The following is a 12,141-nucleotide window of genomic DNA, read 5'->3' as shown; positions in this document are numbered from 1 at the left end:
ATGTGTCCCGGGTCGATCACCACTACGAGCACTACGGTCGACGGCAGGTCCGCGATCGTCGATTCGGATGCGTTGTGTGCGAAGCGGTCTCGACGACCGCAGCGGTGGCCACTCCGCAGGGGATCGTCGCACGGAGACGGACGAGGCCGACGACCCCGACTTCGACGGTGCCGGCGCGTGAGCGCCGAGTCGCCGATCGCGGCCTCACGACGCAGGCAGCGATCTCGGCAGTACTCGGCTCGATCATGAGGCCGGAAGTTGCGCGGCGGCCTCCGGATCGAGGAACCACACGGTGCGTTCGGTGCCACGGGCGCCCGCCGAGGGGAAATCCTCCGGTGCGGCACCGGCCACGGCCGCCGCGACGGCCTCGGCCTTGGCGGAGCCGGTGACCAGCAGCCACACCTGGCGCGCCCGTTGTACGGCGGGCAGCGTCAACGTCACCCGCGCCGGCGGCGGCTTCGGTGAATTGTCGACACCCACCACGAAACGCTCGGACTCGCGCACCGCATCGGTATGGGGGAACAGCGAATTGATGTGTCCCTCACCGCCCATGCCGAGCAGGTGCACGTCGAACACCGGCACGGTGCCGTCGGGGGAGTGTGCGGCCAGGAGTTCGGAGTACCGTTGCGCCGAGTCCTGCGGCGTGCTGCACCCGTCCTCGCCGAGCGCCGGCATGGCGTGGATGCGGGTCGGGTCGATCGGCACGTGGTCGAGCAGAGCGTGCCGGGCCTGCACCTCGTTGCGATCCGGATCGCCGGGCGGGAGGAAACGCTCGTCGCCGAAGTAGACGTTCACTGCCGACCAGTCGATACCGCCCTGGGCGCGGCGCACATGCTCGAGCATCGCGATACCGGTGCCGCCGCCGGTGAGCACGACATGGGCCTGCACCCGCTCGCGCTGCGCGGCGACGACCGCGTCGACGAAGGCGGACGCCGCCGCGCTCGCGACCTCGTCGGCATCGGCGAAACGCAGGATCTCGGACGGGTTCCGGGCGAGGTCAGACATATTCCACCTTCGGCAGGGCCGACAACGCGGCTTCGTAGACTTCGTCGGGATCGAGTCGGCGCAGTTCCTCGGCGAGGCATTCGGCCGAGTTCCGGCGCGCCAGGCTGATCAGCGAATCGGGTTTGTGGGTACGTTCGAGGGTTGCCACGCGGCCTTCCTGCGGTCGCTCCAGAGCGATCGTCTGCGAGGTCGTGCGCAATTCCACCCTCAGTTCGCCGATCGTTCGCTCGACGGGACAGTCGAGACGGCTCGCGAGCCAGCCTGCGAGCAGATCGACGGCGGGCTCGGTTCGCAGCCCCGAGACACGGGCCGAGAGCACCGGCTCGTGCGGTGGCTGGTCGAGCGCCGAGACCAGCAGTGCCCGCCAGTAGGTGATCCGTGCCCAGGCCAGATCCGTGTCGCCCGGCCGATAACCGGACAAACGGGTGGCGAGATCGGCCTGCGGGTCGTCGGAGTTGGTCACGTCGGTGATGCGGCGGACGGCGAGACGTCCCACCGGATCCTCGGCCGGTACCGCAGGGGCCTGGTTGGGCCACCACGCGACGACGGGCGTGTCCGGCAGCAGGAACGGCACCACAACCGATTCCTGGTGCTCACCGAGTTCGCCGTGCAGGGCGAGGATCAACGCCTCGGACGCGCCCGCCTCACCGGCGACCCGGATCTCCGCGTCGAGCCTCGACGGGCCGTCCTGGCGACCGCGACCGACGACGATGACTCGGCAGGGATGTTCCTTCGACGCCTCGGTGGCCGCGGTGATCGCGGCGTCGAGGCCACGGGCGTCGCCGGCGCACACGATGAACGTGAGAACACGTCCCTGCGTGACCATTCCGCTCGATCGTCGCAACTCCACCAGCTTGCGGCTGATGGCGTTGGCGGAGGTGTTACGCAACTGCAGCCTCACGGACGCCTCCATTCCCGGCCCGTACGACGGAGCATCTCGTCGGCCGAATGCGGACCCCACGTACCGGACTCGTAGGGTTCCGGTCGTCCGTTCGCCGCCCAGTGCTCGAGCACCGGATCGAGGATCTTCCAGGACAATTCGACTTCCTCGTCCACCGGGAACAACGACGGGACGCCGAGGAGCACATCCAGGATCAGTCGCTCGTAGGCCTCGGGGGAGGAGACCGTGAACGCCTGGCCGTAGCTGAAGTCCATGTTCACGTCCCGGACTTCCATCTCGGAGCCGGGCACCTTCGACCCGAAGCGCATCGTGATGCCTTCGTCGGGTTGTACGCGGATCACCAGCGCGTTCTGACCGAGCTCCTCGGTCATGGTCTTGTCGAACGGCAGGTGCGGGGCCCGCTTGAAGACCACTGCGATCTCGGTGACGCGGCGGCCGAGGCGCTTGCCGGTGCGCAAGTAGAAGGGCACACCCGCCCAGCGGCGGGTGTCGACCTCGAGGGTGATGGCCGCGTACGTCTCGGTGGTCGAATCCGCCGCGAAGCCCTTCTCCTCGAGCAGACCGACGACCTTCTCGCCGCCCTGCCACCCGGATGCGTACTGGCCGCGCGCGGTGGTCTCCTCGAACGGCTCGGCCGGCCGGGTCGCCGACAGCACCTTGATCTTCTCCGCGTGCAGCTCCGACGCCGCGAAGCTCACCGGCTCCTCCATCGCGGTGAAGGCGAGCAGCTGAAGCAGGTGATTCTGGATGACGTCGCGGGCTGCTCCGATGCCGTCGTAGTAGCCGGCGCGACCACCGAGGCCGATGTCCTCGGCCATCGTGATCTGCACGTGGTCGACGTAGTGCGCGTTCCACACCGGCTCGAACATCTGGTTCGCGAAACGCAACGCGAGGATGTTCTGAACCGTCTCCTTGCCGAGATAGTGATCGATGCGGAAGACGGATTCCTCGGAGAACACCTCACCGACAACCGAATTGAGTTCGCGTGCGCTCTCGAGGTCGTGCCCGAAGGGCTTCTCGATCACGACGCGGCTCCACGAGCCGTTGCGTTGCGCGGCCAGACCCGAACGCGACAGCTGCCCGCACACCACGGGAAAGGCGTCCGGCGGGACCGACAGGTAGAACGCGTGGTTGCCGCCCGTACCCCGTTCGCGGTCGAGCTTCTCGAGGGTCGTCGCGAGTTCCGCGAATGCCGCGTCGTCGTCGAAGGTGCCCTGCACGAAGCGGATCCCTTCCGCGAGGCGCTGCCAGACCTCCTCGCGGAAGGGGGTACGCGAATGTTCACGCACCGCGTCGTGGACCACCTGACCGAAATCCTCGTCGGCCCAATCCCTCCGGGCGAAACCGACGAGCGCGAATCCGGGCGGCAGGAGACCGCGGTTGGCGAGATCGTAGACGGCGGGCATCAACTTGCGCCGGGCGAGATCGCCGGTCACACCGAAGATCACCAGCGCGCACGGGCCGGCGATACGGGGCAGTCTGCGATCTCTGTTGTCCCGGAGCGGATTCACCCACTCCGCCGCACCGGATTCGGGCACGTTCAGCCCTCCGCGCCCGGCGCGTGAGCCGCGAGCTGTTCCGCCGTTGCCGCGAGCAGGTCCTTCCAGGACACGACGAACTTCTCCACGCCCTCGTCCTCGAGCTTGCGGAAGACGTCGGGAAGATCCACGCCGACCGAGGTCAGCGCGTCGAACACCTGCTGGGAAGCGGCGACGTTGCGTGTCACGGTGTCGCCCGTGACCTCGCCGTGGTCGGCGACGGCCTCGAGGGTCTTCTCCGGCATCGTGTTGACGGTATTCGGCGCGACCAGCTCGGTGACGTAGAGCGTGTCGGGGTAGTCGGGGTTCTTCACACCCGTCGACGCCCACAGCGCACGCTGGGGAACGGCACCGGCCTCGGCGAGCTGCTCGAAGCGCGTTCCGCCTTCGAACGCCCGCTGGTAGGCGGCGTACGCGAGTCGCGCGTTGGCCAAGCCGGCCTTGCCGCGCAGAGCCAGCGCCTGATCGGTACCGATCTCCTCGAGGCGCGGGTCGATCTCGGTATCGACACGCGAGACGAAGAACGACGCCACCGAGCGGATCGCCGACAGGTCGTGCCCGGCGGCCTTCGCCGCGGTGAGACCGTCGAGGTAGGCCTCGATGACCCGCTCGTAGCGCTCGACCGAGAAGATCAGGGTGACGTTGACGCTGACACCCTCACCGATCACCCGGGCGATGGCCGGCAGGCCCGCCACCGTCGCGGGGATCTTGATGAACAGGTTCGGGCGGTCGACGACGCGCCACAGGTCGAGGGCCTGCTGGACGGTGTCGTCCGTCTTGTGCGCCAGACGCGGGTCGACCTCGATCGACACCCGTCCGTCGAGACCGCCGGTCGCCTCGAACACCGGTGCGAGGACGTCGCAGGCCGAACGGACGTCGTCGGTGGTGACCGTGCGGATCGCCTCGGTGGCGTCGGCGCCGGCTCCGGCGAGGTCGCGGATCTGCGCGTCGTAGGCGTGGCCCTTCGACAGGGCGGCCTGGAAGATCGACGGATTGGTCGTCACACCGACGACGCTGCGGGTGGCGACGAGCTCGGCGAGCTTGCCGGAGTCGATGAGGTCGCGCGACAGGTCGTCCAGCCACACCGACACACCCTGGGCGGACAGTTCGGCCAGCGCAGCGTTCTGCGTGGAGGTCTGCTGGGTCATCGGATCATCCCTTCACTCGGGTCAGCGAGCGGCGCGCAGCGTCGACGACGGCCTCGGCGGTGATGCCGAACTCGCGGTACAGGGTCTTGTAGTCGGCGGAAGCGCCGTAGTGCTCGAGCGAGACCGGCTCACCGGCGTCGCCGATCAGGCGGTACCACGGCATGGCGAGCCCGGCCTCGACGGACACGCGGGCGCGCACCGACGGGGGCAGGACCTCGTCGCGGTAGGCCTGGTCCTGCTCGAGGAAGCGGTCGAGCACCGGCACGGAGACGACGCGGGTGGCCACACCGTCGGCCTCGAGGGTCTCGCGGGCGGCGACGGCGAGCTGGACCTCGGATCCGGTCGCGAGGATCACGACCTCCGGGGTCCCCGAGGCCGCCTCGGCCAGGACGTAGGCGCCGCGGGCGACACCCTCGGCGGCCTTCTCCCGCGTGCCCTCGAGCACGGGGACGTTCTGGCGGGTCAGCGCGAGCGCGGTCGGGCCCGTGCGGTTCTCCAACGCGGCCTTCCACGCGAACGACGTCTCGTTGGCGTCGGCCGGGCGGATCACCGCGAGGTTCGGGATCGCTCGCAGCGCCGCGAGGTGCTCGATCGGCTGGTGGGTCGGGCCGTCCTCACCGAGACCGATCGAATCGTGCGTCCACACGTAGATCGACGGGGTCTGCATGAGGGCCGCGAGACGCACCGCGGGTCGCATGTAGTCGGAGAAGACGAGGAAGGTGCCGCCGTAGGGGCGGGTCGGGCCGTGCAGGGCGATGCCGTTGAGGATCGAACCCATGGCGTGCTCGCGCACACCGAAGTGCAGGGTGCGTCCGTAGGGCTGCGCGTTCCAGTCCTTCGTGGAGATCGCCTCGGGGCCGAAGGAGTCGGAACCGGGGATCGTGGTGTTGTTGCTGCCGGCGAGGTCGGCGGAGCCGCCCCACAGCTCGGGCAGCACCGGTCCGAGCGCGGCGAGGGCCTTGCCGGACGCCGAGCGGGTCGCGGGACCGCTCTCGGTGGGCTCGTAGGTCGGCAGGGCGTCGACCCAGCCCTCCGGGAACTCACCGGCGTACAGGCGGTCGAACAGCTCCTTGCGTTGCGGCTCGCGGGTGGCCCACGCGTCGAAGTCGGCCTGCCACGCCGCGCGCGCCTCGGCGCCACGCGTCACGACCTGCCGGGTGTGCTCGATCACCGCCGGATCGACGTCGAAGTTCTTCTCGGGGTCGAAGCCGAGGATCTTCTTGATCTCGGCGACCTCGTCGGCGCCGAGCGCGGCACCGTGCGCGTCGCCGCTGTTCATCTTCGTCGGGGCCGGGTAGCCGATGATCGTGCGGACGGAGATGAAGGACGGACGGTCGGTGACGGCCTTCGCGGCCTCGACGGCCTCGAGCAGTGCGGTGACGTTCTCGCCGCCCTCGACGGTCTGCACGTGCCAGCCGTACGCCTCGTAGCGCTTGGCGACGTCCTCACCGAGAGCGATCGCGGTGTCGTGCTCGATGGAGATCTTGTTGTCGTCGTAGAAGACGATCAGGTTGCCGAGCTGCTGGACACCGGCGAGCGACGACGCCTCGGAGGTCACGCCCTCCTCGATGTCGCCGTCGGAGGCGATCACGTAGACGTAGTGGTCGAACGGGCTCTTGCCTGCGGGCGCCTCGGGATCGAACAGGCCGCGCTCGCGGCGGGCAGCCATCGCCATGCCGACCGCGGACGCGAGACCCTGGCCGAGCGGGCCGGTGGTCATCTCGACTCCGGCGGTGTGCCCGTACTCGGGGTGGCCCGGGGTGAGCGAACCCCACGTGCGCAGTGCCTCGAGGTCGGCGAGTTCGAGACCGTAGCCGGACAGGTACAGCTGGACGTACAGCGTCAGGCTCGAATGTCCGCACGAGAGTACGAAGCGGTCGCGGCCGACCCACTCGTGGTCGGTCGGATCGTGGCGCATCACACGCTGGTAGAGGGTGTACGCGAGAGGAGCGAGGCTCATCGCGGTACCGGGATGCCCGTTTCCGACCTTCTGCACGGCGTCGGCGGCGAGCACGCGCGCGGTGTCGACCGCCTTGGTGTCCAGGTCGGTCCAGTCGGCAGGATGCGCAGGCTGGGTGAGGGTGCGGATCTCGTCTGTGATCGACACGAGCGTGAAGTCTCCTGACATGGGTGTACGGGGTCCCGGCGGGTGGAAGTCGGCCCGCGCGCTACTTCAGACTAGTGCGCTGCTCCGAACGGGTCGATTCGGTCCGGGCAACGGTCCGGTCTACCATCGTTCGTAGTAGAGGAGCGTCCGGAACCGGGCGACCGTGAACGGGCGAAACGAAGGTGCGGATCCGCGTGGGACAAGGAGACAGTGTGCGGGCAGGGCGACGGCCGGGAGGACACGGCTTCGGCGCCCCCGAAGCGCCGAGCGCCCCGCGCTCCGACACCGCGTGGGGCCGGATCTCCGGCACCGTCCTCGCCTACATCGCGTTGACGAAGCCGCGCGTGATCGAACTTCTGCTGGTCGCGACCATTCCCGCGATGCTGTTCGCCGATCGCGGGAACGTCGACATCGTGCTCATCCTGAGCACATTGTTCGGCGGTTGGATGGGCGCCGCGAGCGCCAACTCGCTCAATTGTGTCGTCGACGCCGACATCGACAAGGTGATGAAACGCACGGCGTTGCGTCCGCTGGCCCGGCAGACGGTGCCGACGCGCAACGCCTTCGTCTTCGGCATGGTGCTCGGTGTCGCGTCGTTCGTGTGGTTGTGGTGGCGGGCCAACCTGCTGGCCGGCGTCCTGGTCGTGGCGACCATCGCGTTCTACGTGCTCGTGTACACGATGGTGCTCAAGCGCCGGACCTGGCAGAACGTGGTCTGGGGCGGGGCGGCCGGGTGTATGCCCGTGATGGTCGGCTGGGCTGCCGTGACCGGTTCGCTGAGCTGGGAACCGGTCGTGCTGTTCCTGGTCATCTTCTTCTGGACGCCGCCGCACACCTGGGCGCTCGCGATGCGCTACAAGGAGGACTACAAGGCCGCGGGCGTGCCGATGCTGCCGGTGATCGCCACCGAACAGCACGTCACCAAGCAGATTCTGATGTACACCTGGGCGACGGTGATCGCGACGCTGGTGATCGTCCCGGCCGCCGGGGTGATCTACGCGGCGGTCGCGCTGCTCGCGGGCGCCTGGTTCCTGCTCGTCGCCCACCAGCTGTACAACAGCGTGCGCGGCGGAGCGTCGGTCAAGCCGCTCAAACTGTTCCTGCAGTCCAACAACTACCTCGCGGTGGTATGTCTCGGTCTGGCGATCGATTCCGTACTCGCACTGCCCACGATCGGCTCCTACTTCTGATCGTCACTCACACGACGACTGCTCCACAGCGACGCCCCGGCCGAACGGTCGGGGCGTCGTCGTGTGGGCTCGGTCGATCACGGGATCAGGACGATCGAGCCGGTGGTCCGGCGTCCCTCGAGATCGGTGTGGGCACGGGCGGCCTCCGCCAGGGGGTAGCGCGCACCGACACGGAGCTTCAGCGACCCGTCGGCGAGCGCCGCGAGCACGTCGCCCGCACGCCACAACAGCTCGTCGCGGTCTCGGGTGTAGTGCGCCAGGGTCGGGCGGGTGACGAACAATGATCCCGCCGGGTTGAGGCGCTGCAGGTCGAAGGGAGGGACGGGCCCGCTCGCAGCACCGAACAGGGCGACCGTGCCGCGCACGCGGACCGACGCCAGCGACGACTCGAAGGTCGCGGCACCGACACCGTCGTACGCCGCGGCCACCCCCTCGCCGCCCGTGAGGTCGCGCACGTGCCCGGCGAGGTCGTCGCCGTAGTGCAGTACCTCCGTGGCGCCGGCCTCCCGTGACAGGGCTTCCTTCTCGTCGGACGACACGGTGGTGATCACCCGCACACCCTTCGCGACGGCGAGCTGAGTCAGGATCAGCCCCACACCGCCTGCACCGGCGTGGACGAGCACCGTCTCGCCGGGCTGCGCCGCGTAGACGGAGTTCAGGAGGTAGTGCGCTGTCATGCCCTGGAGCAGGACGGAGGCGGCCTGGTCGGCCGGTACGGACTCCGGGACCGGGACCGCGATGTTCTCGGGGACCCGGACGAGTTCGGCATAGGAAGCGGGCGCCGCGCACCACGACACGCGGTCACCCACCGCCGTGTCGCGGACGCCCTCGCCCACCGCCACGACCGTGCCGGTGCCCTCCGAACCGGGGATGTAGGGCAGGTCGGTGGGATAGAGACCCGTGCGGAAGTAGGTGTCGATGAAGTTCACGCCGATCGCGTCGGTGCGGACGAGCAGTTCTCCGAGGCCGGGCTCGGGGTCGGGTCTTTCGACGGAGACGAGGACGTCGGGACCACCGTGCTGTGCCACTTCGATCGCATGCATGCGGTTCACAGTATTCTGCAGACATGAGCGTGGAAACCCAGGTCGTGGCCGCACCGGCCGACATCGTCTCGTCCATCCGCAGCTTCGTCGCGGCGCACGGAGGTTCCGGCAAGGCCGTGCTGCAGCCCATCGGTCTGTCGGGCGTCCGGATCACCGTGGTCGCCGCCGACGGCACCCTCGGCGACCGTGTCGCGAAGGATCTGCCGACGGCGCGCGCCATCGTCGAAGAAATCCCTGACGTCACGGTCTCGGAGTGGGACCGTGAGGTCACCAGCATCGCGAACCCGCAGAAGGGGCACTGGGCGAGGATGGCCGGCTGGGTGGCGCGTCAGACCAAGTTCCCGAAGGCCCGCAACGAGCGCTGACGGACCCGACACCCGTACGACGATCGCGGCCCCCTTCCCGAATTCGGGAAGGGGGCCGCGCCGGCTGCCGGTCAGACCGGAACGGGCTCGCGATCCGGGATCGTCGTGCGTGTCCGTCCGGCGGCCCAGACCGCGGCGGTGGCCGCCGTGCACAGTCCGGCCCCGGCGACGTGGCAGACGACCAGCACGGCGGGCACGTCCGTCCAGAACTGCACGAGGCCGATGCCGGCCTGCGCGACCACCAGGGCGAGCACGACCTTCAGACGGAGCGTGACGGCTCGCGGGGCGTGGACCGCGTAGACGGCGAAGGTCAGGCCGATCAGCAGCGCGAGATAGCCGACGAGCGCCTCGGCGTGCAGATGGACGAGATTGGTGATGTCGAGCGCGAGGCGCGGGACGGGATTCTCGACGCTCTTGTCGCCGGCGTGCGGACCGGCGCCGGTGACCATCGTGCCGAGCACGAGGACCACACCGAGCGCGACTCCCGACAGTGCGGTGAGCCATCGCAGCGGCGGGGGCAGCACCTGCACCACCGTGCCGTCGTCCGGCTCGCTCACCTTCGCGTAGAGCACCGTTGCCAGCCACACCATGAGCATCGACGCGAGCAGGTGGATCGCGACCGTCCACCAGGCGAGACCGGCCAGCACGGTGATCCCGCCGATGATCGCCTGAAGCACGGTGCCCGCGGGCATCACCCATGCCCAGGCGATGACCTCCTTGCGGCGACGGGCCCGGGTGACGGCCAGCACGATCGCGGCGGCGACGGCCACGACCACGAAGGTCAGCAGCCGGTTGCCGAATTCGACGATCTGGTGAAGCGTGTTCACCCCGCTCGACACACCCACCGGGACCAACGAGCCGGGGAAGCACTGCGGCCAGGTGGGGCAACCCAGTCCGGAGGCGGTGACGCGGACGACCGAGCCGGTCACGGCGATGCCACCCTGGGTGAGAATCGTGAGGAACGCGATGATCTTCTGCGTCCGCAACGAGGGCAGGGGAAGACGGTCGACAAGGCTCAGGTAGCCGCGATACAACACGATTCGATGGTACGGCGTGAACCACTACACGCTGTAGTTGGGTTGCGCCGGATCGGGTATCCCGTCGCTCAGGTGAACCGGAAGCATCTCGCCGCGGCGGTGCCGCCGATCACCGTCCACACCACGAGCGCGACGATCGACAGCCAGTCGAACACACCCGTCGTGGCGCTCTCGAGCGCAAGGGTCAGCGCCCCGGACGGGACGATCCGCAGCAGGTGGGCCACCGCTTCCGGGATCACGTCGCCGAGCACCACGATGCTGCCGATCCCGAGCAGCACGAACCACACGATGTTCGCGAGGGCGAGCACGATCTCGGCACGGAGCGTTCCGCCGAGGAGCAGACCCAGTGTCGCGAACATCACCGTGCCGAGGGCGATGACGACCGCCCCGATGAGCAGATCGACGGGGGAGGGTCGCCAACCCAGCGCCAGTCCTATCGTTCCGAGCAGCACGGACTGCAGGGCGACGACTATCCCCACGGCCGCGCTCTTCCCGGCGATGATTCCCCACTTGGGAAGCGCTGTCGCGCCGATCCGCTTGAGGGCGCCGTAGCGCCGGTCGAAGCCCACGGCGATCGCCTGCCCGGTGAACGCCGTCGACATCACCGCCACCATCATCACCGCAGGCAGCACGCGATCGACCCGCGAGTCGCCGAGATCGCCGATCGGCAGCAGGGACAGCCCGATCAACAGGGTGATCGGGATGAACATGGTCAGCAGGAGTTGCTCGCCGTTGCGCAGCAACAACTTCAGTTCCATGACTGTCTGCGCCGCGAGCATCTTCGACGGCGAGTTCGGCTGCGGTCGCGGGGTGAACGTCCCCTCCGCGAACCGGTTGTTCGCCAGACGATCGTGGGTCACGCTCACCCTCTCAACTCCCGACCGGTCAATTCGAGGAAGACGTCCTCGAGGCTGCGCTGATCCACGCGGATCTCGGTTGCCAGTGCTCCCAGGCTCGCGCACCAGGTCGCTGCCGCCGCCACGACCGACGGTTCGATCGTGCCCTCCACGAGATACCGCCCGGGATTGTCCTCACGGACCCGATGAGTGCCGGCAAGGGTCGACTGCAGTGCGCTCAGGTCGAGTCCGGCAGGCGCGGTCAGCCACAGCTGGCCCTCGGCGCCGTCGCGGGTGACCTCGTCGGGCGTACCCGCAGCGACCACCCGGCCGTGATCGATGATGACGATCTCGTCGGCGAGTTCCTCGGCCTCGTCCATGAGGTGAGTGGTGAGCAGCACGCTCACGCCGTCGCGGCGCAGGGCGTCGATCAACTCCCAGACGAGCAGCCGGGCCTGAGCGTCGAGGCCGGCCGTCGGTTCGTCGAGGAACACCAGTTCGGGGCGCCCGACCAGCGCGCACGCGAGCGCGAGACGTTGCTGTTGCCCGCCCGACAGCCGGCGGTAGGGGGTGCGGCGGGCGTCCGTGAGTCCGAGGCGCCGGAGCAGCCAGTCCGGATCGAGGGGGTCGGCCGAGTACGCCGCGACCAGGTCGAGCATCTCGCCGGCCCGTGAACCCGGATAGGCGCCGCCGCCCTGCAGCATCACCCCGATCCTGGGGCGGAGAGCGTCGGAATCGGCCACGGGGTCGAGACCCAGGACGCGGACGATGCCGGCGTCGGGAGTGACGAACCCCTCGCACATTTCCACGGTGGTGGTCTTACCGGCGCCGTTCGGACCGAGAAGGGCGAGCACCTGGGCGCGTTCGACGGTCAGGTCGAGACCGTTCACGGCGGTGACGCCCCCGTAGGTCTTGACGACGCCGTCCAGGCGCACGGCCGGTACCGCACCGGCGGGAGAACTCGGGATCAC

11 protein-coding genes are annotated in these 12,141 nt (G+C 69.0%); 2 read left to right on the top strand and 9 right to left on the bottom strand.

Translation table 11 applies throughout. The features are described 5' to 3' along the window. Positions 1-243 precede the first annotated feature (243 nt). From pgl to tkt, 5 genes are read right to left on the bottom strand one after another with little or no spacing between them, the layout of a single operon-like run. Positions 244-1,005, bottom strand: a complete 762-nt coding sequence (gene pgl / locus PV766_RS06675; RefSeq protein WP_421096716.1) for a 6-phosphogluconolactonase — start codon at positions 1,003-1,005, stop codon at positions 244-246. Beyond that, complete coding sequence (gene opcA, locus PV766_RS06670) at positions 998-1,906, bottom strand: glucose-6-phosphate dehydrogenase assembly protein OpcA (RefSeq protein ID WP_347400870.1); 909 nt, start codon at positions 1,904-1,906, stop codon at positions 998-1,000. The genes pgl and opcA overlap by 8 nt, the downstream gene beginning before the upstream one ends. Further along, positions 1,903-3,444, bottom strand: a complete 1,542-nt coding sequence (gene zwf / locus PV766_RS06665) for a glucose-6-phosphate dehydrogenase (protein WP_026003409.1) — start codon at positions 3,442-3,444, stop codon at positions 1,903-1,905. The genes opcA and zwf overlap by 4 nt, the downstream gene beginning before the upstream one ends. A gap of 2 nt (positions 3,445-3,446) precedes the next feature. Beyond that, positions 3,447-4,592, bottom strand: coding sequence for a transaldolase (gene tal, locus PV766_RS06660; protein WP_064064900.1), 1,146 nt, complete (start codon positions 4,590-4,592; stop codon positions 3,447-3,449). 4 nt (positions 4,593-4,596) lie between these two features. Beyond that, positions 4,597-6,699, bottom strand: coding sequence for a transketolase (gene tkt / locus PV766_RS06655; protein WP_064064995.1), 2,103 nt, complete (start codon positions 6,697-6,699; stop codon positions 4,597-4,599). A 212-nt stretch (positions 6,700-6,911) separates the two neighbouring features. Between tkt and PV766_RS06650 the strand changes: the two genes are divergently transcribed. Further along, positions 6,912-7,889 (top strand): heme o synthase, encoded by a 978-nt coding sequence (locus PV766_RS06650; protein WP_064064899.1) that lies wholly within the window; start codon positions 6,912-6,914, stop codon positions 7,887-7,889. A 77-nt stretch (positions 7,890-7,966) separates the two neighbouring features. On the opposite strand, the gene PV766_RS06645 is transcribed toward PV766_RS06650, so the two are convergent. Next, positions 7,967-8,932: a quinone oxidoreductase family protein gene (locus tag PV766_RS06645; RefSeq protein ID WP_421096715.1), complete on the bottom strand. Its 966-nt coding sequence runs from the start codon at positions 8,930-8,932 to the stop codon at positions 7,967-7,969. A 23-nt stretch (positions 8,933-8,955) separates the two neighbouring features. Here PV766_RS06645 and PV766_RS06640 point away from each other — a divergent pair, with 23 nt between their 5' ends. Continuing rightward, on the top strand, positions 8,956-9,297 hold the full coding sequence (locus PV766_RS06640; protein WP_016934848.1) for a hypothetical protein: 342 nt from the start codon (positions 8,956-8,958) through the stop codon (positions 9,295-9,297). A 71-nt stretch (positions 9,298-9,368) separates the two neighbouring features. Here PV766_RS06640 and PV766_RS06635 read toward each other — a convergent pair whose 3' ends face one another. The 3 genes from PV766_RS06635 to PV766_RS06625 form a co-directional block, all read right to left on the bottom strand. Then, the gene (locus tag PV766_RS06635; protein ID WP_129976720.1) at positions 9,369-10,334 is read right to left on the bottom strand and encodes a COX15/CtaA family protein; all 966 of its coding nucleotides are present in this window, start codon (positions 10,332-10,334) and stop codon (positions 9,369-9,371) included. Between the two features lie 68 nt (positions 10,335-10,402). Continuing rightward, positions 10,403-11,200 (bottom strand): ABC transporter permease, encoded by a 798-nt coding sequence (locus PV766_RS06630; RefSeq protein ID WP_064064897.1) that lies wholly within the window; start codon positions 11,198-11,200, stop codon positions 10,403-10,405. Next, positions 11,197-12,141 carry an ABC transporter ATP-binding protein gene (locus PV766_RS06625; RefSeq protein ID WP_064064896.1) on the bottom strand — a complete coding sequence of 315 codons (945 nt, stop codon included), beginning with the start codon at positions 12,139-12,141 and terminating at the stop codon, positions 11,197-11,199. The genes PV766_RS06630 and PV766_RS06625 overlap by 4 nt, the downstream gene beginning before the upstream one ends.

It is taken from the genome of Rhodococcus sp. As11 (genome assembly GCF_048957735.1).
Classification (GTDB): Bacteria; Actinomycetota; Actinomycetes; order Mycobacteriales; family Mycobacteriaceae; genus Rhodococcus; species Rhodococcus gordoniae.
The sequence above is the reverse complement of the archived record's forward strand: the minus strand, read 5'-3'. Positions and strand labels throughout refer to the sequence as shown.

Coding starts and splice junctions, on each gene's coding strand:
- pgl (WP_421096716.1), bottom strand. CDS start 1,005: ATGTCTGACCTCGCCCGGAACCCGTCCGAGATCCTGCGTTTCGCCGAT.
- tal (WP_064064900.1), bottom strand. CDS start 4,592: ATGACCCAGCAGACCTCCACGCAGAACGCTGCGCTGGCCGAACTGTCC.
- PV766_RS06645 (WP_421096715.1), bottom strand. CDS start 8,932: ATGCATGCGATCGAAGTGGCACAGCACGGTGGTCCCGACGTCCTCGTC.
- PV766_RS06640 (WP_016934848.1), top strand. CDS start 8,956: ATGAGCGTGGAAACCCAGGTCGTGGCCGCACCGGCCGACATCGTCTCG.